The organism is Streptomyces sp. NPDC031274 (assembly GCF_055570235.1).
Map to the genome: position 1 here is coordinate 251,172 of NZ_JBVIHP010000009.1, position 22,521 is coordinate 273,692.

The window sequence follows — 22,521 nt, forward strand, 5'->3', positions numbered from 1 at the left end:
CACCGCCGTGGTCAGCCCGTCGTGGTCAGCCTGTCGTCGGCCGGTACGAGTAGACCGATGTCGTCACCAGGCACGGCACCGGCGGTACGACCTCCACGCGGAGCGTGCGCCGCGCCGCGTCGTAGTCGACGCCCTCCGTCTCGAACGTGCCGGAGCAGATGCTCCGTTGCGGGGCGGCGAACAGGCTCGTGACCTTGCCCGTGACCTGCTTCCCGTCGAGCGCGTGCGCCAGGTCCACCTGGAGCACGGGGCGGTCCTCCGGCCACAGCTCCTTCGACGCGTCGTTGGACGCGCACACGAGGCGGGTGTCGGAGACGAAGTCGCAGCCCTGGATGTCGCGCACCGGCTTGTCCAGCGAGATCTGACCGGCCTGGGGGAGCGCGCCGCCGGTGGGCGGGGTCGAGGAGTTGAGGAGCGGGGCGGGGAAGACCTGGAGGCGGTTCTGGTCGCCCCATTCGCCCGACACCAGCCACTGCTTGTCCGGCGAGACGGCCGCGAAGGAGTTGTTGAGCTTCTCGCCCGCGTCGAGCTTGTGCTCGTAGAGGTAGCGCTTGTCGCCGGGTGTCGTCACGGCGAACATCTTCGACTTCGCGTCGTCGCCGCCCTGGTAGGCGTCGACGGTGTGGCCGTCGGCTATGTCCGGGTCGCCGACATGGGTCCAGCCCTTGATCCGCAGGTCGAGCGGGACCGAGGCGAGACCCCGGTAGAGGAGGCTGCCGTCGGCGCGGCTCGCCAGTCCCTGGCTGCCGGTGAGGGAGTCGACCGTCGAGACGCCGGACTCCTGCCAGCCGCCCGGGGATCTCGGAGCGGTGTCGGCCTGGGCGCCGACGCCGGTCGCCACCGTCAGCGCGAGGGCGCCGAGCAGGGCGGCGGACGCCTTCGCGGATGTCTTGAGGGGTGTCATCTGTGCGCTACCTCCGTGGGGGGTCGATCGCTGCCGGGCCATCGTACGTAACGTGACCTCTGTCGATGGGTGAGTTCTGACAGGTCGACAGGTGTGCGTGAGCCGGACGCCAGGTGTTCCGACAGAAGGTGGTTGAGACATGAAGCTGGTCATTCTCGGTGGCGGCGGATTCCGCGTTCCGCTCGTGTACGGCGCGCTGCTCGGTGACCATGCCGAAGGCCGGGTCACCGAGGTCGTGCTGCACGACCTGGACGCGGGCCGGCTCGGCGCGATCGCCCGCGTCCTCGCCGACCAGGCGGCCGGAGTGCCGGACGCGCCCACCGTCACGGCCACCACCGACCTCGACGAGGCCTTGCGGGGCGCGGACTTCGTCTTCTCCGCGATCCGGGTGGGGGGCCTGGAGGGGCGCGCGGCCGACGAGCGGGTCGCCCTCGCGGAGGGGGTCCTGGGGCAGGAGACCGTCGGCGCGGGCGGTATCGCGTACGGCCTGCGGACCGTGCCCGTCGCCGTCGACATCGCGCGCCGGGTGCGGCAGCACGCCCCGGACGCCTGGGTCATCAACTTCACCAACCCCGCGGGCCTGGTCACCGAAGCGATGTCCCGGCACATCGGCGACCGCGTCATCGGCATCTGCGACTCGCCGGTGGGCCTGGGACGCCGTGTGGCCCGCATGCTGGGCGGCAACCCCGACGAGGCGTTCATCGACTACGTGGGGCTCAACCACCTGGGCTGGCTGCGGGGCCTGCGGATCGCGGGACGCGACGAGTTGCCGCGGCTGCTCGGCGACAGGGAGATGCTGGGCTCGTTCGAGGAGGGGCGGCTGTTCGGCGCGGACTGGCTCCAGTCGCTGGGCTCCGTCCCGAACGAGTACTTGCACTACTACTACTTCAACCGCGAGGCGGTCCGCGCCTATCAGGAGGCCGAGCAGACGCGGGGGGCGTTCTTGCGCGACCAACAGGCGCGGTTCTACGAGGAGTTGAGGCGTGGGGAGGTGTCGCCTTCGGCCTCGGCGCTGAAGGCCTGGGACGCGACGCGTGCGGAGCGTGAGGCCACGTACATGGCCGAGAACCGGGAGGCCGCGGGGGTCGGGGAGCGTGCGGCCGAGGACCTCGAATCCGGTGGGTACGAGAAGGTCGCCCTCGCCCTGATGCGGGCGATCGCCCGGGACGAGCGGACGACGCTGATCCTCAACGTCCGCAACCGTACGACCCTTTCGGCCCTCGACGCGGACGCGGTGATCGAGGTGCCGTGCTCCGTCGATGCCAATGGCGCGCATCCCATGGCCGTCGATCCGCTTCCCGGGCATGCGACGGGGCTCGTGTGCGCGGTGAAGGCGGTGGAGCGGGAGGTGCTCTCCGCTGCGCAGAGCGGCTCTCGCGCCACCGCGGTGAAGGCGTTCGCGCTGCATCCGCTGGTGGATTCCGTGGCGGTGGCGCGGCGGTTGGTGGAGGGGTATCGGGGGGTGCATCCGGGGTTGGGGTATCTGGGGTGATGCGGGGCGGGCGTGGCGAGCGGGTGCGGTGCGGGTTCGTCTGTGGGGCGGGGCCGCGCCGGTATGTCCGTCCCCGCCGTCCGCCGGTGGGCGCCTCGCTGCTTCGGTTCCGGAGTGAAGCCAACCGTGCTCCGGGCAAAGACACCGGCACGTCCCCTCGCGCGCGTCCGCGCGTCGCCGACTGCGGGTGCGCGGTGGCTTGCCCCCTGTCCGCTCTCCCGGCGGAAAAGGGGAGGACGGCTGGGCGCTCGCGTTGGTAAATTCCGGATCATGGAACCTATCGGCGAGAAAGAGATTCGCGCGGCCTTCGTCAACTGCTCCAAGGGCGAAGCCCGCAGGCTCACTCTCCCTGCGGGCTTCCCGGAGACCCCCTGGTCGGACCTGGACTTCCTCGGCTGGCGCGACCCCAAGGCCCCGGACCGCGGCTACATCGTGACGGAGCGGGACGGCGAGCCCGTGGGCATCGCCCTGCGTGCGTCGACCGGCGCGCGCAGGAGCCTGCTCAAGTCCAGCATCTGCTCGGTCTGCGTGACTCCGCAGTCCGGCTCGGGCATCACGCTGCTCGTGGCGCCCCTCGCGGGCCCGGCGGGCCGCCAGGGCAACTCGGTCGGCATCTACATCTGCGCGGACCTCGCCTGCTCCCTCTACGTACGGGGCAAGAAGACGACGGCGCTGGCCCGCCGCTTCGAGGAGAGCCTCACGCTGGAGGAGCAGAACGCACGCACCGTGGCGAACCTGCACGGCTTCCTCGACAAGGTCATCGAGGGCTCGAAGACGGCGGCCTGAAGACGACGGCTTGAAGACGGCGGCCTGACGCTCAGACCTTCCGCGGATCGACCACCTGCAGCGTGAGCGCCGCCGACGGCGCCGCGAGCCCGGGCCCACCCGCCTCGGCCCACGCGATTATCTCGTCGATGGACTCGTCGTCCATGGCGAAGCCGACCCAGACGGCTCGGCCACCTCGCCGACGCCCCTCTCGCGAGGGCTGTACGACGATGATGTTCGCCTGCCCGCAGGGCCCGAGGCACTCACTCGTACGCACCGCGAACCGCCCCGCGGACTGCGCGGCGGCGGCCCGCATCCGCGCAAGCTGCCAGTCGTGGTCGATGCCGGGGTGTTTGCGCGCGTCGCCGCAGCAGCAGCCTCGGCACACGACCAGTGTGCAGGGGCGGACGGCGGCGGATCCGATGGAGATGACGGGACTCATCCGTTGATCATCGCAGCCCCGTTGTCAGTGCCTCATGGCACGCTCGGTCCATCGCATCCTGTGAGGGAGAGGGAGAGCATCCATGTCGACCAAGTGGACCGTGACCATCGACTGCGCGAGGCCGGGCGAGCTGGCCAAGTTCTGGTCGCTCGCCCTGGGTTACGCGCAGAAGCCACCACCGGCCGGCTTCGCCAGCTGGAAAGAGTGGTTCGCGCACCAGGAGGTTCCGCGGGAGGAGTGGGACGACGGCGCCTATCTGTCGGACCCGGACGGTTCGGGCCCCAGCCTCTCCTTCCTGAAAGTCCCGGAGTCGAAGGCGGGCAAGAACCGGCTCCACCTGGATGTGCAGGTGGGCGGCGGCCGCGAGACTCCCTGGGAGGTCCGGTGGCCACGGGTCGTCGCGGCGGTGGAGAGGTTGACCGCCGCGGGGGCGAGGGTGCTGCGCGAGCATGAGGTGCGGGGGAAGCCGGACCATGTGGAGATGGCTGACCCGGAGGGCAACGAGTTCTGCCTTCTTTGACCCCGGAGGGGGCTCCCGCCCGCCTGTTCACCCCGCGTCCTCATCTGACCGAACAGGCCCTCCCGCTCACCCGCCCCCACAACCGGACCAGCACCGCCCCCGTCACCGCCGAACCCTCAGCCCACCGGCACCCGAGCCGACAGAAACCTCGTCCTGCGCCGCAGCCGGAACCCCAGCGACTCGTACAACCGGATGGCATCGGTGTTCCGCGCCGACGTGTGCAGGAACGGTGTCTCCCCGCGGACGCGGATCCCGTCCGCCACCGCCAGGATCAGCCGCGTCGCAAGGCCCTCCCCCCGGTGGGCCGGATCGGTGCAGACCGCGCTGATCTCCGTCCACCCCGGCGGACGCAACCTCTCCCCGGCCATCGCGACAAGCGCGCCCCCGCGACGTATGCCGAGGTACGTGCCGAGCTCGACGGTGCGCGGCAGGAACGGACCGGGCTGCGTGCGCGCGACCAGATCAAGCATGTCCGGCACGTCGTCCGCCCCGAGCAGCACAGCCTCCGGATCGGGCGCCGCGGCAACCCCGTCATCCACCAACTGCACGCCCTCCATGTCGAACGTCACCTCCCACCCCTCCGGCACAGCCACCCGCACACCCGGCAGCGGCACCTCGACGCCGGGCCCCGCGAGCGCGGCGAGATCCGCCCAGTCACCTGCCTCCGGGGCATCGGGCAGACCGAGCCACGGCGACACGTCCGACTGGTACCGCACCACGCGCCCGCGCCGCTCGGCGAACCGGGCATGGGGCCCGTTCAACGCGGCGTAGGCGGGGTTGTCCAGGGGATGCCGGTCCTCCCGGGGCTCCGCACTGCTCTGGGCATCGAGGCCAGCCGTCCTCACGCCGCCCCCACCTCAATGACGACCTTGCCCCGCACGTGCCCGTCCTCCACCGCACGCAGCGCCTCGTCGGCCCGCTCCAGCGGATACGTCGCCGTCACCTCAGGACGCAGCACCCCGGCGACGGCAAGCTCCGCCACCGCGTCCAGAACCTCGCTGGTCCGCGCCCGCGCGACCGCCACCCCGCCGAGCTCGGCAACCGTCTCCTTGGCCGCAGCCGTGATCAGCTTCCCCTCGCGACCGGGAAGCGGCAGGAGAGACGCCACCGCCACAAGATCCTCGCCGCCCACCAGGTCGAAGACCGCGTCGACGTGACCGCCCGGCGCAGCCGCCCGCACCCGGTCCGCCAGATCGGGCCCCGGCGGCACATGCACCGCACCCAGGGACTCGACGAAGTCCTTCTTGCCCGCGCTCGCCGTGCCCACGACATGAACCCCGAGGTGCCGCGCCAACCGCGCCGCGGCCACACCCACACCGCCGCCGACCCCGGTGATCAGCAGCGTCGCCCCGGCGGGCAGAGCCAGCTGATGTACACCGTCGTACGCCGTCGCCGCCGCGACCGACAGCGCGGCGGCCTCCGTGAAGGTCAGGCCCTCCGGCTTGTGCGCGGCGAGAGAAGCGGGCAGGAGGGTGTGCTCGGCGTAGGCGCCGGTGTCCGGGTTGCCGAACACCGCGTCGCCGACCGCGAAGCCTTCGACGCCCGCGCCGACCGCCTCGACCACGCCGGCCACCTCGCTGCCGAGTACCTCGGGGAACTCGGCGGGCGGCGCCCCCGGCCTCCGCTTGCCCGCCCGCAGCTTCCAGTCGACCGGGTTGACCCCGGCCGCCCGGACCGCGACCAAGAGCTGGCCCGGTCCCGGCTCCGGCGGGTCCTGGTCGACGAAGGCCTCCACTTCGGGGCCGCCGAACCGGGTGAATGCGTACGCCTTGGACATGTGCTCCCTCGCTTCGAACCGTGAACCATGAATCGACGTGGGTGTCGTGTCGCCTTGTGGGTGACACCTTTGAGGACGGCCATGATCGCCCTTCTATTCCCCGCTCGACGCGGCGTTCACGAGGTCGCAATGACAGAGGCGGTCACGAGCCCTCCCGACTGCCGACACGGCCGCCTCTCGACTGCCGACGCGCCCGCCTCCCAGCCGTCGACACGGCCGCCTCCCAGCCGTCGCCAAAAAACTGAACACTCGGCAAAGTTTTGCTGACGCGAGCCTTGACCTTAAGTGTTCAACCAATCAAGACTCAGGCCCCGTAAACCGCACTGGCGCGGATGACGCATTCAGCTCTTGGCGTCGCCGACCCAGTTCGGCACGCCCAGAGCCGCGTTCGGAGGCCGTTTCGCCATGCCTGCCACCACACGTCGTGAACTCATGAAGCAACTGGGCGGCACCGCAGCCGCCTTCGCCTTCGTGGCCGCCGCCGGCCCGATCGCCGTCGCCACCCCCGCCTCAGCCGCCGATGCCGCCGCCCAAGGCACCGGCACCGCCTCCCCGGGCGCGGCCGCCGCCACGCGCCGCGTCCGGGGGCTCATCGCCCGCCTCACTCTCGACGAGAAGATCAGCCTCGTCCACGGCGCCACCGACCCGCGCAGACTGGGACAGGCGGGATACCTGCCGGGCATCGAGCGCCTCGGCATACCGGAGCTGCGCCTGACCGACGGCCCCGCGGGCGTGAACGTCACCCAGTCCGCGACCGGCCTCCCGCCGGTCGCGACGCTCGGCGCCTCCTTCAACCTCGACCTCGCGCGCGAGTACGGCGAGGTCATGGGCCGCGAGGGCCGCACCCTGGACATGGACGTCCTGCTCGCCCCGCAGATCGAGCTCTCCCGCACGCCCTTCTTCAGTCGCAACAAGGATCAGTCGGGCGAGGACCCCTACCTCAACGGCCTGATCGGCGCAGCCCAGGTCGAGGGCGTCCAGGCGCAGGGCATGCTCGCCCAGGCCAAGCACTTCCTCGCCAACAACCAGCGCCTGCACGAGTTCGACCGCGAGAAGCCGGAGAACTCCTACGACTTCGTCGTCGACGACCGCACCCTGCACGAGCTGTACCTGCCCGCCTTCGAGGCCGTCGTCCGCGCCGGAGTGGCCTCGGTGATGTCGGCGTACAACCACCTGAACGGCGCGTGGAACTCCGAGCAGGGCACCACCCTCACCGACATCCTCCGCGGCGAACTCGGCTTCCGGGGCTTCGTCACCTCCGACTGGGGCGCCACCCACTCCACGGCCGCGCTCGAAGCGGGGCAGGACATGCAGATGTGGGACGGCTCGTTCTACGGGGAGCCCCTGAAGAAGGCCATCGAGGACGGCTCCATCCCCGAGGGCGCTCTCGACACCGCGGTCGCCCGCATCCTCGGCCGGTACGACGCCTTCGGCATGCTCGACGGCAGCCGCGTCCCCGCGCGCAAGAAGATCGACGTCAGGGCAGGCGCCCGCGTCGCCCGCGAAGTCGCCACGCAGGGCGCGGTGTTGCTCGCCAACGACGGCGGCCTTCCGCTGTCGCAGGCCGCGCTGCGCGACCTCGCGCTCATCGGCCCGACCGCGGGCCAGGTCGCCACATCGGTCTCGGGCGAGCGCGCGTACGGCTTCGAGGAGCGCCTGATCAGCCCGCTCGATGCGCTGCGCCGCAGCACCAAGCGGAAGATCGCGTACGAGGTCGGCGTGGACCTCACCGGCACGGCCGTGCCCGCATCCGCGTTCCCCGAGGGACTGACGCGCAAGGGCGGCGGCACAGACGGAACCGACAAGAAGGTCGACTTCGTCGGCGACAAGGCGCTCCCCGTCGGCACGACGGCCGAGTGGACCGGCACCTTCGTGCCGCCCACCAGCGGGGAGTACGCGCTCAAGATCCAGGGCTGGGGCGCGGCGGTCTCGCTGAGCCTCGACGGCAAGGAGCTGACGACCGCGGCGGGCGCCCGCGACAGCTTCGCCCGCAAGTGGTCCTCGATCGTCCCGACCACCGACGGCCTCGACAACGGACAGGCCGAGCCCGTCGAGCTGACCGGCGGCAGGTCCTACCAGGTCGTCGTGAAGGCCACCGGCTGGGCCTCGACCATCGCCGAACGCGGCCCGGTCCAGGTGCGGTTCGCCTGGGTGACACCCGGTCAGCGCACCGCGTCCGTCGCCGCCGCGGCGAGGTTGGCCCGGCGCGTCCACACCCCGGTCGTCTTCGCCTTCAACGGCTCGGGCGGCTCGGTCGGCGGTGGCGGCGACTTCACCACGCTCACGCTCCCCGCCCACCAGGACGAGCTGATCGCCGCGGTCGCCGAGGCCAACCCGCGTACGGTCGTCGTCCTCACCACCGGCTGCCCGGCGACGATGCCGTGGCGCCGCGAGGTCGGCACGATCCTGCACACCGGTTACGTCGGCCAGGAGGGCGGCTGGTCCACCGCCGACCTCCTCACGGGCCGGGCGAACCCGGGCGGCAAGGCCACGGTGACCTGGCCGAAGAAGGACACGGACCACCCCACCCTGGACCCGGCCCACCCCGAGCGCTACTACGGCGTCGACGGAGTGGTCACGTACAGCGAGGGCATCTTCACCGGTTACCGCGGCTTCGACAAGGCGGGCATCGAGCCGCTCTTCCCCTTCGGACACGGCCTGTCCTACACGGAGTTCGGCTACCGCGACCTGTCCGTGCGCCGGGCGGGCGCGGGCTACGAGGTGTCGTTCACGGTGACCAACCGGGGGCGGCGCACGGGTGCGGAGGTCCCGCAGGTGTACGTGGGCGCGCCGCGCGGTGCCGGTGTCGAGATGGCCGTGAAGACGCTGGCCGCCTTCGACCGGGTCGAACTCCGCGCGGGGGAGTCGCGCCGGATCACGGTGCGGGTCGCCGAGCGGCGGCTGTCGTACTGGGACACGGACCGGGCCCGCTGGGTGCGCCCCGAGGGGCGGCGCGCGGTGTACGTCGGGTCGTCGTCGCGCGACATCCGGCTGACCGGGGCGGCGCATTAGGGGCAGATGACGTACGAAGTGACGTACGGGGAATCGCGTGGGGGCGCGTGGGGAGACGTACGTCACCTTCGGTCGTGTCACAGTCGGTGGGGGTCGGCTCGTCCTAGGTGTGTAACCAGCACCGACAAAACAGGAGCGCACCATGGAAGCTCGGTTGAACCTCATGTCGAAGCCGGTCGCGGCCAAGGCCATGAAGCACATCATCGCCGCGGGTATGGAGCTCAGGCAGTCGACTCTGCCGGCCGCGACGCGTGAACTGGTGATGCTCCGTGCCAGCCAGATCAACGGCTGTGCCGGATGCGTCGACATGCACACCAAGGACGCCGCGCACGCCGGGGAGACCTCGGTGCGCCTCAACCTCGTCGTCGCCTGGCGTGAGGCCACGGTGTTCACCGAGGCCGAGCGCGCCGCCCTTGAGCTGGTGGAGGAGGGCACGCGCATCGCGGACGCCGCGGGCGGTGTCAGCGACGCGGTGTGGGCGAACGCCGCCAAGCACTACGACGAGGACCAGCTCGCCGCCCTGGTGACCCAGATCGCCGTCATCAACGCCTTCAACCGCCTCAACGTCATCAACCAGCAGCCCGCGGGCGACTACAAGGTCGGCCAGTTCGGATGACGGCGTGACGGCATGACGGCCTGACGGCGTGACGTCGTGACGTCGTGACGGCCTAGAGGAGCCGCTCCGTCTCGGTCGGCTCACCCAAGCCCTTCCCGTCCACGGTGAGGGCCCGGGTGAGCCGGTCCAGATGGGCGCGGTACAACCCGACGAAGTCCAGGCGCCCTTCGGCGACGGCCCACTGGACCTGGAGTCCGTCGGAGACGGCGAGGATCTCGCGGGCGATGCTCTCGGGGTCGATGCCGGTCCTCAACTGCCCTGTGTCGACCGATCGTTGCAGCGCGGAGGCGAGGAAGCCCGCGACGCGCTCGTACCGCTCGGTGAAGTAGGCGTGCGCGGGGTGCGCGGGATCACCGGCCTCCGCCGACAGCCTGGTGTAGAGCTCGATGAGCCCCGGCTGGGTGAGGTTGTACGCGGCAAGGGCGAGCACCTCCCGGAAGAGCGCGCGCACGTCGTCGCCGGAACCCGGACCGGAGCCGGGGTCGAGCCGTCCGAACGTACGGACCGTGCGGTCCTCGCGGGCTTCGAGGACCGCCATCAGGAGACGCTGCTTCGACCCGAAGTGGTGGGTGATGACGGTGGCGGAGGTGCCCGCTTCCGCGGCGATCTTCGCCAGGGACGAGTTCAGGTATCCCGCCTTGGCGAAGAGCACGAGAGCGGCGTCGATGATGGCCGCTCTGCGCGGATCGGCGGCGGCGTACTGCCCTGACGGGCGGTGGCGGGGGGTGGGCTGCTCCATGGGGGCAGATTACGTTCCCCGGATCCCTGCTTCGGGCCTCGCCGGAACCTCCTGACTCCGCCCTCGCCGACCCTCCTGCTTCAGCCCTCGATCCGCCCCCCCTGCTTCAGCCCTCGATCCGGCCCTCCTGCTTCAGCCCTCGATACAGCGCCCCCACCAGATGCACGCTCCGCAGATCCTCCCCCGACGTCCCGCCGCCCATCTGATTCATCACGTACGCGAAGGAGACCCGGTTCTCGGGATCGGCGAACGCGTAGGACCCGCCGGCGCCCCCGTGACCGAAGGCCCGCGGATTGGGTCCGGCCTGCCCGTACAGGTTCAGCATGTAGCCGAGCCCCCATTCCCACTTCTCACCCCACGCCGTCCCCGCCGCGAGCACCAGGTCCGGCTCGTCGGGCTGCCCCTGGCGTGTCCTGAGCCGCTCGAGCGCCGAGGCGCTCGTCAGCTGCCCGCCTCCCAGTGCCGCGTACACCGTCGCGAGACCCCGCGCCGACGCGTGCCCATTGGCCGCGGGGATCTCGGCGGACCGATAGGCCGCGGTGTTCACGTTGCCGACGGGCAGGTACTGCAGGGCCAGCGTGACGGCGGCCATCGGATGGTCGTCGATCGACTTCACCGGCGGCGCGGGCGGAGGAGCGGAGCCGAGCGCGCTGCGCGGGCCGTCCGGAGTGAGCGGCTTCGCCATGTTCGCGCACCGGCCGTGCTCGCTCTCAGGGGTGCCTATGTAGACATCGGCTCCCAGCGGCTCCGTGACCTCGCTCCGCAGGAACGTACCGAGCGAGACGCCCGTGATCCGCCGGACGACCTCACCGACCAGATAGCCGAAGGTCAGCGCGTGATATCCCTGCGCCGAACCCGGCTTCCACCACGGCGGTGTCGCGGCCAGCGCCCCGCACACCTTCTCCCAGTCGTAGAGGTCCTGGGACGTCATGGGTTCGTGCGGTGCGATCACCCCGGAACGGTGGCTCAGCAGCCAGCGCACGGGGATGTCCGCCTTGCCCGCCTGGGCGAACTCCGGCCAGTAGCGGGCGACCGGCGCGTCCAGGTCGAGTTCGCCCCGGTCGGCAAGGAGGTGTGCGCACAGCGCGGTCATGCCCTTGGTCGTGGAGTACACGTTCACCAGCGAATCGCGCTCCCACGCGCGCGTGCCCGTCTTGTCCGCGTCACCGCCCCACAGGTCGACGACGAACTCCCCGTCGACCGTGGCCGCGACGGACGCCCCGAGGTCGCCGCGCTCGGTGAAGTTCCGCTCGAATTCCTCGCGTACGCCCTCGAATCCGGGGGCGCAGGTGCCATGGATGCGTGCGGTCATGACTCGTGACTCTCCTCGTTCGCTGGAAGCGCCGACCCGCCACATCCTCGCGCATGGTTGCCCACGGCACCTAGAGCGCAGCAGCAGGGAGGGGGAGGGGGAGGGAGGGGAGAGAGGGAATGAGAGAGAAAGAGAAAGGCAAGGAGGTGTTCCCACTCCTTGCCACTCTTAACTTATAGCGCACCGGGGGGCTTGCGGCAAGGCCCCGGTGGTACCGCACAATCGCAGGCCGAAGCCACCACCTGCCGAAACGGGAGATCCACTAAGTGCCTGCGCTGCTGTCCGCGTTCGACCTTCCCGCCCATCTCGCCCCCAAGGCCGACCCGGCGCTGATCGCCCACGACGAGCAGCACTTCGCGGCCATCGAACTGAGCCTGGAGCAGACGATCGCCGAGGTGTCCGACCGCCTCGACGCCCAGCGCAAGGCACCCGGTGGCATGGGCCGGGAGGCCATGGACCGGGATCTGGAGATCCACCGTCTCACCGGTCGCCTGCGCGCCCTGAGCCGCTTCGGGCTCGACCTGTGCCTCGGGCGCATCGTCAGCGCGGACGACCCCGAGCCCGTGTACATCGGACGGCTCGGCCTCACCGACAGCGAGGGACGGCGGCTGCTGCTCGACTGGCGCGCCCCCGCCGCCGAGCCCTTCTTCGCCGCGACCCACGCCGACCCGATGGGCCTGGCGAGCCGCCGCAGATACCGCTGGACCCGCGGCCGGATCAGCGACTACTGGGACGAGGTGTTCACCAACGACGGTCTCGAGGGGCACGCCGCGCTCGACGACCAGTCCGCCTTCATCGCCAGCCTGGGCGGCAACCGGTCGTCCCAGATGCGCGACGTGCTCTCCACCATCCAGGCCGACCAGGACGCCATCATCCGCGCGGGGTCCCGCGGCGCCCTCGTCGTCGACGGCGGTCCCGGCACGGGCAAGACCGTCGTCGCCCTGCACCGTTCCGCCTACCTCCTCTACTCCGACCCCCGCCTGGGTCGCAGCCGGGGCGGCGTACTGTTCGTCGGCCCGCACCGGCCCTACCTGTCGTACGTCGCCGACGTCCTGCCCAGCCTCGGAGAGGAGGGCGTGCAGACCTGCGTTCTGCAGGACCTCGTGACCGAGGGAGCGGACGCGGGGGCCGAGGCCGACCCGGAGGTGGCCCTTCTGAAGTCGTCCGCGGACATGGTGAAGGCGATCGAGAAGGCGGTCAGGTTCTATGAAGAGCCGCCCGCCAAGGGGATGACGGTCTCGACCGACTGGGCCGACGTCTGGCTGAGCGCCGACGACTGGGCCGAGGCGTTCGACGCGGCGGGACGCGGCACTGCGCACAACGAAGCGCGCGAGCAGGTCTGGGAGGAGCTCGTCGCGATCCTCCTCGAAAAGCTCGACGGCGATGTTCCCGGCGAGCTCTTCGAGCGGTCGCTGCGGCACGACGAGGAGCTGGTCACCACCCTGCACCGCGCGTGGCCGCTGCTCGAAGCGGCGGACCTCGTCGGTGACCTGTGGTCGAACTCCGCCTACCTGCGGATGTGCGCCCCCTGGCTCAGTCAGGACGAGGTGCGCAAGCTGCGGCGCAAGGAAGCCCCCCAGGCCTGGACGGTGTCCGACCTGCCGCTCCTGGACGCGGCGCGACAGCGGCTCGGCGATCCGGAGGCGACCCGGCTAAAGCGTCGCCAGGAAGCCGTCCTCGCCGCCCAGCGCGAGCACATGGCGCAGGTCGTCGACAACCTGATCGACGCCGCAGCCGCTTCGGGTGCGGATGGTGACGACGGTGAAGGTCTGGTGACGATGTTGCGCGGCCAGGACGCCCAGGTCAGCCTGGTCGACGAGTCCGAACTGCCGCCCGCCGACCCGGACCGGCTCGCGGGACCGTTCGCGCACGTCGTCGTGGACGAGGCGCAGGAGCTGACCGACGCGGAGTGGCAGATGCTGCTCCTTCGCTGCCCGTCCCGGAGCTTCACCATCGTCGGTGACCGCGCGCAGGCCAGGCACGGGTTCACGGAGTCGTGGCAGGAGCGCCTAGAGCGGATCGGGCTCGACCGCGTCAAGGTGGAGTCCCTGAGCGTCAACTACCGGACGCCGGAAGAGGTCATGACGGAGGCCGAGCCGGTCATCCGGGCGGCGCTCCCGGACGCCAACGTGCCGACCTCCGTCCGCAGCAACGGCATCCCCGTCGTCCACGGCTCCGGCGCGGATCTGGACCAGGTCCTCGGCACTTGGCTCGCCGCCAACGCCGACGGGACCGCGTGTGTCATCGGCGACCCGGCCTTCCGGGCGACGCCCCGCGTCCGTTCGCTGACTCCGGAGCTCGCGAAGGGGCTGGAGTTCGACCTGGTCGTCCTCGTCGACCCCGACGCCTTCGGCGAAGGCATCGAAGGAGCGGTCGACCGCTATGTCGCGATGACCCGCGCGACCCGGCAACTGGTCATCCTCACCAGCTGACGAGGCGCGCCCGCGCTCGGCCGCCGGGGACGCGGCCGAGCGCGCCATCGAGTGGTGCGGGGGTGAGGCGGAGGTGAGGCGAGGGTGAGGCGGGCATGTCGGCACATATATGCCCAATGCGTGATGCATGACCTCATAAGGTCGGGGCTTGTGTCCTGCCCGTCAAGGGTTGGACTTCTCTTCACATCAAGGTCACAGCCCCTTCCCTGATCCTTGCTCCCCTTGAAACACTTCACGCGCTCACGTCCCCCACACCACACATGACGAGGTCGAATCCACTCATGCCAGAACTCAATCGGCGCCGGTTCATGCAGCTCGCCGGCGGCACCGCGGCCTTCGCGTCGCTCTCGCAGAGCATCTCCCGCGCCGCCAGCCTGCCCGCCCAGCGCCGCTCCGGCTCCATCGAGGACGTCGAGCACGTCGTCGTCCTGATGCAGGAGAACCGGTCCTTCGACCACTATTTCGGCACGATGAAGGGCGTACGCGGCTTCGGCGACCCGCGCCCGGTGACCCTGCCCAGCGGAAAACCCGTCTGGAACCAATCCGGCGGCGGCAAAGAAGTGCTGCCCTTCCATCCGGACGCCGAGGACCTCGGCATGCAGTTCATCGCGGGTCTCGACCACGACTGGGCCGGCGGTCACAGCGCCTTCAGCAACGGAAAGTATGACAACTGGATCCCCGCCAAGTCCGAGCGGACGATGGCGTACCTGACGCGCGACGACATTCCGTTCCACTACGCGCTCGCCGACGCGTTCACCGTCTGCGACGACTACCACTGTTCGTTCATGGGGGCCACGGACCCCAACCGCTACTACATGCTGTCCGGTCACGTCGGCAACGACGGCAAGGGCGGCGGCCCGGTCCTCGGCAACCAGGAGGCGGGCTACGACTGGACGACGTACGCCGAGCGTCTTGAGCAGGCCGGGGTCTCCTGGAAGGTCTACCAGGACATCGGCGACGGCCTTGACGCGGCCGGACACTGGGGCTGGATAGACGATGCCTACCGCGGGAACTACGGCGACAACTCGCTGCTCTACTTCAACAAGTACCGCAACGCCAAGCCCGGCGACCCCCTCTACGACAAGGCGCGCACCGGCACCAACGTGAAGGCGGGCGACGGTTACTTCGACCTCCTGAAGGCCGACGTGAAGGCCGACAAGCTCCCGCAGGTCTCCTACATCGCCGCGCCCGAGGCGTTCTGCGAGCACCCCAACTGGCCGGTGAACTTCGGAGCCTGGTACATCGCGCAGGTCCTGGACGCGCTCACCTCCAACCCCGAGGTGTGGGGCAAGACCGCGCTGTTCATCACGTACGACGAGAACGACGGCTACTTCGACCACGTCGTCCCGCCGTACGTGCCGTCCTCCGCCGACCAGGGTCTGTCCACCGTCGACACGAAGCTCGACTACTTCCCGGGCGACGCCAAGTACGCCGCCGGACACTACGGCCTCGGCCAGCGCGTCCCGATGGTCGTCGTCTCGCCCTGGAGCACCGGCGGGTTCGTGAACTCCGAGGTCTTCGACCACACGTCGATCATCCGGTTCATGGAGAAGCGCTTCGGCGTCCGGGAGCCCAACATCTCGCCGTGGCGCCGCGCCATCTGCGGTGACCTGACCTCCGCCTTCGACTTCGGCGGCAAGGACATGAACCCCGACGAGATGCCGGACACCGACGCCTACGAGCCCCCGGACAACAAGCGCCACCCCGACTACGTGCCCAAGGCGCCCGCGAAGGCGTCCCTGCCCAAGCAGGAGTCGGGCTCGCGGCCCTCGCGCCCGCTGCCGTACGTCCCGCTGGTGGACGGAACGGCAGTGCCCGCCGACGGCAAGTTCACGCTCACGTTCAGCGGCGGCGAAGCGGCAGGCGCCTGCTTCCACGTCCGCTCGAACAACCGCACGGACGGCCCCTGGACGTACACCACGGAGGCCGGCAAGAAGATCTCCGACACCTGGAACACGGCGTACTCGAAGGACGCGTACGACCTGTCGGTGTTCGGTCCGAACGGCTTCCTGCGCGTCTTCAAGGGACCCGGCAAGACCGCGGGACCCGAGGTCACCGCCCGCCACGACAAGGCCACCGGCAACCTCGTGCTCACCTTGAAGAACGCGGGCAGCGGCGACGTCAACCTCAGCGTGTCCAACTCCTACGGCGGCGCCGCCCAGACGTTCAAGGTGAAGGCCGGCGGCACCGTCAAGCACACCGTCGATCTGCGCAAGAGCAAGCGCTGGTACGACGTGACGGTGAAGTCCGACGCGGACAAAACCTTCCTGCGACGCTTCGCCGGGCACGTGGAGAACGGCCGGACCGGGGTCAGCGACCCCGCGATCGTCTCCGCCTGACACGTCGGTCCCCGGTGCGGGAGTGCCGCCGTCGGACTACAGCTCCGGCGGCGGCCCCCACGCCCCCAGATCCGGCCGCCCCCACGGCAGTCCGGTCCGCTCGCAGGCGAGCCGCAGCTCCTCGGGGTCGGGGACGTTCAGGCTCTCCTTGCGGATGACCTGGCCCGTCGGCGACCAGACGAGAAGCGTCTCGACGCTGTCGTCGTGGTCGTCGACGCCCACACCGCCGATCGACGGCCGCGCGTGCTGCCACTCGGCCTTCCCCCGACCGCCCTCGGCGGCCATGCGGATGCCGTGCCCGCCCAGGACGAGCGCGGGGCGGCGCCGGTCGTACACGAAGGCGCAGAGCGCGCCCGCCGCCGCGCCCGCGGGAACGCCCCAGGCCGCCCAGCTCAGGCCGCTGTCGAAGAGATAGCGCAGCTTGAAGGCGAGCACGCCCATGACGACGACACCGGCGACCACACCGGTGATGTAGTACCACTTGCGGGTGGCGCCGGGCATGCCCACGGTCACTTCGGCGGCGGGAGCGGCGGCTGCGGCTGCCGTTGCCGGGCCGGTGGTCGGCGCGTACGCGGGATGGGCCGACGGCGGTTGGACCGAAGGCGGTTGGACCGAGGGCGCCGAGAGGCCCGCGAACGCCGCCGACTCGTACGCGTCGCGCTCCGGATCGCTCACCGGATAGCCCAACGCCCTTGCCTGGTTCCGCAGTTCACTGCGCGAGACCCGCAGCGCGCCGAGCGGCGCGTGCAGCAGTTCCTCGCCCTCTGTGCCACGCAGCCGCAGCCACGGATGCCCGGAGCGGGTGTGCAGTTCGAGGCCGCCGATCTCCGTGCGCGGGATGCGCAGCGCGCCGTGCTCGCCCTCCCAGCCCACGTGGTCGATGTCGAGCGTGAACCGCGCCTCGGGCAGCACCTGGTGCGGCAGGAAGTTCGGGTCCACGTCGTAGGCGTTGCTGCGCCGCTGGTCCTGGATCACGCGGTAGCCGCGCGAGCGGAGCACGGCGAGCAGCTCGTCCGGCGGGACGCCGCCCGAGTGCGAGGTGCCGATCAGGGACAGGTCGTGGCCGTAGAACTGCAGGATGAGCGAGACGCTGACCTTGCCGTCGCCGCTCTCGCGGGTGAGCTCCGTGGGCACGATCCCGGCGATCGCGGACGCGGGCAGCTCCGTCGTGCCGAACCACGGGTCGCGCGCGGTGACACCCTGCGGGCTCACCGTCCAGTGCGCGGGCGGGGTGCGCAGGACGCGGTAGAAGGAACCGGCGGCCCACACCAGGACCACCGTGGCGAGCGAGGCGATCAGGGCCACACGCCCCTCGATGCTGTCGTCCGAGGGCACGATGACCGCGCCGAGACCGACGAGCCCCACGACGCAGAAGCCGATCCGGCGCCCCAACTTCCGCGAGCGGACCTCCGGTTCGGGCCGGGAGAGCTCGACGGGGCCGACAGCTTGGGCGGGCAGCGGCCCTTCGGCCGATGCCGCGAGCAGCGCCGCCTCACGCCGTGAGAATCCCGCCTCGCGGGCGGCCGCGTTGCCTTCCGGCTCGCCAGGGCCGTCGAAGAGCCGCAGCGGGGCGCCCAGTCGCCGGGTGGTGACCCAGAAGGGGAACATGGCGATGGCCATGTCCTCCAGGCCCATCGCGCAGAGGTTGCCGACCTTCGTCGAGCCGTAGTCGGTGGGGGCGCGCACTTCGAGCGCCATCGCGCTGAGCAGCAGGGGCTGCTCCCGCGAGAAGGGGTACGTCGTCGTGGCCCGGCCCCCGCTCAGCCGCTGGAGGCCCGCGCCGCTCAACCGCCAGACCGTACGCGCCCTCAGGCGGGGCCAGGTGGCGCCGAGCAGCCAGCCGAGCAGGGCCGCGCCGAGCGGAAGCAACGTACGGACGAGGGTGTTGTCGGCGCTCACGTACGCGAGCACGCCCGCGACGACGCCTGTCAGTGGCGGCATCCACCAGGGTGCGAAGACGGTGCGCGGGCGGTTCGACTCGATGAACGGCCCCGCGACCTGAGCCGCCACGACCTGCCGGTCTCTCGCGGCACGTGCTGATTCCATTGTGGTGTCCTCCCCGTGAGTCGACCGAGCCTGCCGCCGAGAACGGGAGAGCGTCAAATCCCGCCCGCGAGCCGGGGGCGTACGCCTGCGATCGCTTCGAGGTTCGCTTCCGGGCCCGGTCCACCCGGCGTTTTACGGACGAACGCGGTGAAGTCGGTGATGGCTGAAACCTGCCCCCGGTGAGTCCGTCGTCACAGGCCCCGCCAGACCCTGGCGAAGCGCCCGACCCATCGGGGTAGTGTGCCCGGGTGACAACGCATTCGAACACTCCTGCAGGCTGGTATCCGGACCCCCAGGGCGCGCTCCGGCTGCTGCGCTGGTGGGACGGCGCTCAGTGGACCCAGCACACAAGCCCGGACCAGCAGCAGGCCGGTGGTCAGCCCGCGCAGGCCGCCCAGCAGGCCCAGCAGGCCCAGCAGGTTCCGCAGCAGGCGCACCCCGCGCAGCCGCAGCAGGCCCATCCCGCACAGCCGCAGCAGGCCCAATACGCCCAGCCGCAAGGGCAGTTCGGCCAGCAGCAGGCCTACGGCCACCCCCAGCAGGCGGCCCCGCAGGCCGACCCCGCCAAGGTGCAGCGCCAGGTCCAGCAGCAGGCGGGCGTCGCGCCCTCCTCGCAGGGCGGTGGCACGCTCTTCACCGAGCCGGTCCTCGTGGTGAACCAGAAGGCCAAGCTCATCGAGCTGACGAACGAGTACAGCGTCATGGACCAGGCGGGCAACTCGCTCGGCTCGGTCGTCCAGGTCGGGCAGAGCACGCTGAAGAAGGTCGCGCGCTTCGTCTCCAGCGTCGACCAGTTCATGACGCACAAGCTGGAGATCCGCGACGCGTACGGGCAGCCGGTGCTCCACCTGACCCGCCCCCGCAAGTTCATGAAGTCGCGGGTCATCGTCGAGCGCGCCGACGGCCAGCCGATCGGTGAGATCGTCCAGCAGAACATGATCGGCAAGATCAACTTCGCGATCATGGTCAACGGCCAGCAGGCCGGTGCGATCAAGGCCGAGAACTGGCGCGCCTGGAACTTCTCGATCGTCGACCACGCGGACAACGAGGTCGCCCGGATCACGAAGACCTGGGAAGGCCTCGCGAAGACGATGTTCACGACCGCGGACAACTACGTCCTGCAGATTCACTACCAGCTGCCCGAGCCGCTCCTGAGCCTCGTCGTGGCGACGGCCCTGACGGTCGACACGGCGCTGAAGCAGGACTCCCGCGGCTTGGGGTGACGGCCTTTCGGATGTTCGGGTGACGGCCCTTCGGGCGACGGTCCCGCGTCTCGTACGGCATCGGCCGCGCTCCTGGGTCCAGGAGCGCGGCCGATGCTGTTTCGTGTGTCGTGTGCGGCAGTCCTAGTGGCGCGACAAGTGGAGCGAGGCGGCGGGCTCGGTCTGTCCCGGGACGGACGGCAGATAGTCGGGCGCGGAGTCGGGTGTCGCGGTGTACGCGGAGACCGGCGCGGGCGCGGCGTCCCGCGGTGACCGTGTCAGTACGACCACGCCGTACGCCGCCACCGCCGCGCCCCCTGCCGCAAGGAAGAGACCGGCCACGCCTCCCTGCAGCCGCTCCCCGAGCAGCGCGAGACCGATGGCGGCCGCGGCCACCGGGTTGGCCAGGGTGACGACGGCCAGCGGCGCCCCGAGACCCCCGCGGTACGCGGTCTGGGACAGGAAGAGGCCGCCCACGGCGAACGCGGCGACGAGCAGCGCCACGACGATCACCTGCGGGCTGAGCAGCGGACCCGAGCGGTCCGTCGCCGCCACCGTCACGGTCTGGGTGAGGGCCGATGCGACGCCCGAAGCGAAACCGGAAGCCGTCGCGTGACGGAGCCCCGGCCGCGTACCCGGACGCGAGAGGACGCCGATGACGGTCACCGTGAGGCCCGCGACGGCCAGCGCCTCGGTCAGGGTCAGCGTGTCGTCGGGTGCGGGCCCGGTGGCGGTGAGGAGCAGGGCGCTGAGGCCGATGAGCGTGAGCCCGGTGCCGCGCCACTCCAGCGCCGTGACCCGCCGCCCCGCGAGCCGCGCGCCGAGCGGCACGGCGGCGACCAGGGTGAGCGCGCCGAGCGGCTGGACCAGGGTGAGCGGGCCGTACTTCAGGGCGGCCACGTGCAGCAGCGCCGCGGCCGCGTTGAGCCCGACGGACGACCACCAGGCCCCGCTGCCGAGCAGCCGCAGGAAGCCGTTGCCGGTGCCCGGGATGCCGGCGGCGAGGCGTTCCTGGGCGACGGCAGCGGAGGCGTACGCGGCGGCCGACACGAGCGAGAGCGCGACGGCGAGAAGCGTGGCGTTCACTGTCGGACCCCCGGGGCTGCCAGTTCACGCGCGGGCGCGCGGCGCCGCACGACGAGCGAGCGCGCGGGGGCGGGGAGCTTGATCACGGCGAGCGCGATGCCGAGCAGCGCGGACACCGCGATGGCGTCGAGCCAGTAGTGGTTGGCGGTCCCGACGACCACGAACAGAGTGATCAGGGGATGCAGCAGCCACAGCCACCGCCACCGTGAGGAGGTCGCGGCGATGAGTCCGACGGCGAGCATCAGCGCCCACCCGAAGTGCAGGGACGGCATCGCGGCGAACTGGTTGGCCATCGAATCGGCCTGCGGGGCGGCGCCGTAGACGGTCGGCCCGTACACCTGCCCGGTGTCCACGAGCCCGGTCGCCTCCAGCATCCGCGGCGGCGCGAGCGGGAAGGTCAGGTGCAGCACGAGGGCCGCCGCGGTCAGTGCGGCGAGCACCCGCCTGCTCCACAGGTAGTGCCGGGGCCGGCGCAGGTAGAGCCAGATCAGGAACAGGACGGTGGCCGGGAAGTGCACGGTCGCGTAGTAGGTGTTCGCGACGTGCACCAGGGTGTCGCTGCTGAGCAGCACGTCCTGTACGGCGCCCTCGCCCGGCAGACGCAGCGTGCGTTCGGCGTTCCACACGTGGTGTGCGTTGCGGAAGGCCTCAGCGGTGTGGCCGTTGGCCAGCAGCCTGCCGAATTTGTAGACGAGAAAGAGTCCTACGACGAGGAGGAGCTCGCGGACGAGGGGCGGTCGGGCAGATGTGTCCGGCTCCCGGACGGCTATGTCCGGTTCCCTTTCGGCAGGCTCGGTTCGGGATTTCATCCCCCGGCCCCTTTACGTGACGACTGGGTGGTGCGGGTAGTGAGAGAGCAAGCGCCCCGTTCCGTCGGGGGAGCCTTCCCTCATCGATACGCCAGTGTACCGATACGCCAGTGTACCGATACGGACGCGTACCGGTACACTGGCGTATCGATAGCGTCGGTCGAAGCCGCCGCACCGAGGAGAAGAGTCATGACGTCGCCGGACCGGGCAGCAGACGCAGCGACAGCGGATCCCGTGGGTTCCCCGCGCCGCTCCAAGATCACGCCCGAGCGTGAGCAGGAGTTCTACGACGCCGTCCTCGATCAGCTCCGCGAGTGCGGGTACGACGCCGTGACCATGGAGGGCGTGGCCGCGACCACCCGGTGCAGCAAGTCCACGCTCTACCGCCAGTGGAAGACGAAGCCCCAGTTCGTGGCCGCCGCGCTGCGTGCCAACCGCTGCGTACGTTTCGCGGGCATCGACACCGGCACCCTCGCCGGTGATCTGCGCGAGGCGGCGCGGGCCGCGGGGGAGTGGTCGACCCAGGACAGTCTGCTGGTGCAGGCGCTCAGCCACGCGATCCTTCAGGACGAGGATCTGCGCAGCGCGCTGCGCGAAGCGCTGGTGGAGCCGGAGACCCGGGCGCTCGACGCCCTGATCGAGCGCGGGGTGGCCCGGGGCGAGATCGCCGCGGACCATCCGGCCACGCGGTTCATCACGGCTCAGCTCATGGGCGTGGTCCGGGCCCGCCCGGTCCTCGAGGGCAAGCACGCGGACGAGGAGTACCTCTCCGCCTTCGTGGAGGCATGTGTGCTGCCCGCACTGGGTCTGACCAGCCCCACCTGATCGTGGACCGGGGTCCCATGGATGACGGGCCCCGATCTGCCTGCGCCGCGCCGCACCGTGGGGACGGGGGTGGCGTGGCCGCCTTTGGCCGGGCGGGGCGGGAACCCCCCCGTTTCTGCCCCCCCCGACCGAAAATTCCCTGAACAGAGGAGGGGCTTCCTGGGCTCCCCTGACCTCTGCCGCCACCTCAGACCTCCCTTTCC

18 protein-coding genes are annotated in these 22,521 nt (G+C 70.9%); 9 read left to right on the top strand and 9 right to left on the bottom strand.

Annotated elements, in window-relative coordinates:
- Positions 1-25 precede the first annotated feature (25 nt).
- Positions 26-904 (bottom strand): hypothetical protein, encoded by an 879-nt coding sequence (locus ACZ5CR_RS17330; RefSeq protein ID WP_468858165.1) that lies wholly within the window; start codon positions 902-904, stop codon positions 26-28.
- A gap of 139 nt (positions 905-1,043) precedes the next feature.
- On the opposite strand from ACZ5CR_RS17330, the gene ACZ5CR_RS17335 reads away from it, so the two are divergent.
- Complete coding sequence (locus ACZ5CR_RS17335; protein WP_468858166.1) at positions 1,044-2,396, top strand: 6-phospho-beta-glucosidase; 1,353 nt, start codon at positions 1,044-1,046, stop codon at positions 2,394-2,396.
- Positions 2,397-2,666: 270 nt separating this feature from the next.
- Positions 2,667-3,182 (top strand): FBP domain-containing protein, encoded by a 516-nt coding sequence (locus tag ACZ5CR_RS17340; protein ID WP_468858168.1) that lies wholly within the window; start codon positions 2,667-2,669, stop codon positions 3,180-3,182.
- A gap of 31 nt (positions 3,183-3,213) precedes the next feature.
- On the opposite strand, the gene ACZ5CR_RS17345 is transcribed toward ACZ5CR_RS17340, so the two are convergent.
- Entirely contained in the window at positions 3,214-3,603 is a 390-nt protein-coding gene (locus ACZ5CR_RS17345; protein ID WP_468858170.1) for a (2Fe-2S) ferredoxin domain-containing protein, read from the bottom strand.
- A gap of 82 nt (positions 3,604-3,685) precedes the next feature.
- On the opposite strand from ACZ5CR_RS17345, the gene ACZ5CR_RS17350 reads away from it, so the two are divergent.
- On the top strand, positions 3,686-4,123 hold the full coding sequence (locus ACZ5CR_RS17350; RefSeq protein ID WP_468858172.1) for a VOC family protein: 438 nt from the start codon (positions 3,686-3,688) through the stop codon (positions 4,121-4,123).
- Positions 4,124-4,239: 116 nt separating this feature from the next.
- Here ACZ5CR_RS17350 and ACZ5CR_RS17355 read toward each other — a convergent pair whose 3' ends face one another.
- Together ACZ5CR_RS17355 and ACZ5CR_RS17360 are read right to left on the bottom strand one after the other, a co-directional pair.
- On the bottom strand, positions 4,240-4,968 hold the full coding sequence (locus ACZ5CR_RS17355; RefSeq protein ID WP_468858174.1) for a GNAT family N-acetyltransferase: 729 nt from the start codon (positions 4,966-4,968) through the stop codon (positions 4,240-4,242).
- Positions 4,965-5,900, bottom strand: a complete 936-nt coding sequence (locus ACZ5CR_RS17360; protein ID WP_468858175.1) for an NADP-dependent oxidoreductase — start codon at positions 5,898-5,900, stop codon at positions 4,965-4,967. Before ACZ5CR_RS17360 ends, ACZ5CR_RS17355 begins: the two co-directional genes overlap by 4 nt.
- 405 nt (positions 5,901-6,305) lie before the next feature.
- Here ACZ5CR_RS17360 and ACZ5CR_RS17365 point away from each other — a divergent pair, with 405 nt between their 5' ends.
- Positions 6,306-8,912, top strand: a complete 2,607-nt coding sequence (locus ACZ5CR_RS17365; RefSeq protein ID WP_468858177.1) for a glycoside hydrolase family 3 protein — start codon at positions 6,306-6,308, stop codon at positions 8,910-8,912.
- 142 nt (positions 8,913-9,054) lie between these two features.
- Positions 9,055-9,528: a carboxymuconolactone decarboxylase family protein gene (locus ACZ5CR_RS17370; RefSeq protein WP_468858179.1), complete on the top strand. Its 474-nt coding sequence runs from the start codon at positions 9,055-9,057 to the stop codon at positions 9,526-9,528.
- Positions 9,529-9,580: 52 nt separating this feature from the next.
- On the opposite strand, the gene ACZ5CR_RS17375 is transcribed toward ACZ5CR_RS17370, so the two are convergent.
- Positions 9,581-10,267, bottom strand: coding sequence for a TetR/AcrR family transcriptional regulator (locus ACZ5CR_RS17375; RefSeq protein WP_468858180.1), 687 nt, complete (start codon positions 10,265-10,267; stop codon positions 9,581-9,583).
- Between the two features lie 106 nt (positions 10,268-10,373).
- Complete coding sequence (locus ACZ5CR_RS17380; protein ID WP_468858182.1) at positions 10,374-11,579, bottom strand: serine hydrolase domain-containing protein; 1,206 nt, start codon at positions 11,577-11,579, stop codon at positions 10,374-10,376.
- A 266-nt stretch (positions 11,580-11,845) separates the two neighbouring features.
- Between ACZ5CR_RS17380 and helR the strand changes: the two genes are divergently transcribed.
- Together helR and ACZ5CR_RS17390 are read left to right on the top strand one after the other, a co-directional pair.
- Positions 11,846-14,011: an RNA polymerase recycling motor ATPase HelR gene (gene helR, locus ACZ5CR_RS17385; RefSeq protein WP_468858183.1), complete on the top strand. Its 2,166-nt coding sequence runs from the start codon at positions 11,846-11,848 to the stop codon at positions 14,009-14,011.
- 281 nt (positions 14,012-14,292) lie between these two features.
- A complete protein-coding gene (locus tag ACZ5CR_RS17390; RefSeq protein ID WP_468858184.1) occupies positions 14,293-16,350 on the top strand; it encodes a phosphocholine-specific phospholipase C in 2,058 nt (685 codons plus the stop codon).
- 36 nt (positions 16,351-16,386) lie between these two features.
- Here ACZ5CR_RS17390 and ACZ5CR_RS17395 read toward each other — a convergent pair whose 3' ends face one another.
- The gene (locus ACZ5CR_RS17395; protein WP_468858186.1) at positions 16,387-18,396 is read right to left on the bottom strand and encodes a hypothetical protein; all 2,010 of its coding nucleotides are present in this window, start codon (positions 18,394-18,396) and stop codon (positions 16,387-16,389) included.
- A gap of 248 nt (positions 18,397-18,644) precedes the next feature.
- Here ACZ5CR_RS17395 and ACZ5CR_RS17400 point away from each other — a divergent pair, with 248 nt between their 5' ends.
- Positions 18,645-19,619: an LURP-one-related family protein gene (locus tag ACZ5CR_RS17400; RefSeq protein ID WP_468858187.1), complete on the top strand. Its 975-nt coding sequence runs from the start codon at positions 18,645-18,647 to the stop codon at positions 19,617-19,619.
- Between the two features lie 123 nt (positions 19,620-19,742).
- Here the strand turns inward: ACZ5CR_RS17400 and ACZ5CR_RS17405 are convergent, their stop codons facing one another.
- On the bottom strand, positions 19,743-20,684 hold the full coding sequence (locus ACZ5CR_RS17405) for a DMT family transporter (RefSeq protein WP_468858188.1): 942 nt from the start codon (positions 20,682-20,684) through the stop codon (positions 19,743-19,745).
- The gene (locus tag ACZ5CR_RS17410; RefSeq protein ID WP_468858190.1) at positions 20,681-21,493 is read right to left on the bottom strand and encodes a phosphatase PAP2 family protein; all 813 of its coding nucleotides are present in this window, start codon (positions 21,491-21,493) and stop codon (positions 20,681-20,683) included. The genes ACZ5CR_RS17405 and ACZ5CR_RS17410 overlap by 4 nt, the downstream gene beginning before the upstream one ends.
- A 189-nt stretch (positions 21,494-21,682) precedes the next feature.
- Here ACZ5CR_RS17410 and ACZ5CR_RS17415 point away from each other — a divergent pair, with 189 nt between their 5' ends.
- Positions 21,683-22,318: a TetR/AcrR family transcriptional regulator gene (locus ACZ5CR_RS17415; protein WP_468858192.1), complete on the top strand. Its 636-nt coding sequence runs from the start codon at positions 21,683-21,685 to the stop codon at positions 22,316-22,318.
- Positions 22,319-22,521 lie beyond the last annotated feature (203 nt).

What these genes read in the sequence shown, in the direction of transcription:
- ACZ5CR_RS17330 (WP_468858165.1), bottom strand. Translation starts at nt 904, where the DNA reads ATGACACCCCTCAAGACATCCGCGAAGGCGTCCGCCGCCCTGCTCGGC.
- ACZ5CR_RS17335 (WP_468858166.1), top strand. Translation starts at nt 1,044, where the DNA reads ATGAAGCTGGTCATTCTCGGTGGCGGCGGATTCCGCGTTCCGCTCGTG.
- ACZ5CR_RS17340 (WP_468858168.1), top strand. Translation starts at nt 2,667, where the DNA reads ATGGAACCTATCGGCGAGAAAGAGATTCGCGCGGCCTTCGTCAACTGC.
- ACZ5CR_RS17345 (WP_468858170.1), bottom strand. Translation starts at nt 3,603, where the DNA reads ATGAGTCCCGTCATCTCCATCGGATCCGCCGCCGTCCGCCCCTGCACA.
- ACZ5CR_RS17350 (WP_468858172.1), top strand. Translation starts at nt 3,686, where the DNA reads ATGTCGACCAAGTGGACCGTGACCATCGACTGCGCGAGGCCGGGCGAG.
- ACZ5CR_RS17360 (WP_468858175.1), bottom strand. Translation starts at nt 5,900, where the DNA reads ATGTCCAAGGCGTACGCATTCACCCGGTTCGGCGGCCCCGAAGTGGAG.
- ACZ5CR_RS17365 (WP_468858177.1), top strand. Translation starts at nt 6,306, where the DNA reads ATGCCTGCCACCACACGTCGTGAACTCATGAAGCAACTGGGCGGCACC.
- ACZ5CR_RS17370 (WP_468858179.1), top strand. Translation starts at nt 9,055, where the DNA reads ATGGAAGCTCGGTTGAACCTCATGTCGAAGCCGGTCGCGGCCAAGGCC.
- ACZ5CR_RS17375 (WP_468858180.1), bottom strand. Translation starts at nt 10,267, where the DNA reads ATGGAGCAGCCCACCCCCCGCCACCGCCCGTCAGGGCAGTACGCCGCC.
- ACZ5CR_RS17380 (WP_468858182.1), bottom strand. Translation starts at nt 11,579, where the DNA reads ATGACCGCACGCATCCATGGCACCTGCGCCCCCGGATTCGAGGGCGTA.
- ACZ5CR_RS17390 (WP_468858184.1), top strand. Translation starts at nt 14,293, where the DNA reads ATGCCAGAACTCAATCGGCGCCGGTTCATGCAGCTCGCCGGCGGCACC.
- ACZ5CR_RS17395 (WP_468858186.1), bottom strand. Translation starts at nt 18,396, where the DNA reads ATGGAATCAGCACGTGCCGCGAGAGACCGGCAGGTCGTGGCGGCTCAG.
- ACZ5CR_RS17410 (WP_468858190.1), bottom strand. Translation starts at nt 21,493, where the DNA reads ATGAAATCCCGAACCGAGCCTGCCGAAAGGGAACCGGACATAGCCGTC.
- ACZ5CR_RS17415 (WP_468858192.1), top strand. Translation starts at nt 21,683, where the DNA reads ATGACGTCGCCGGACCGGGCAGCAGACGCAGCGACAGCGGATCCCGTG.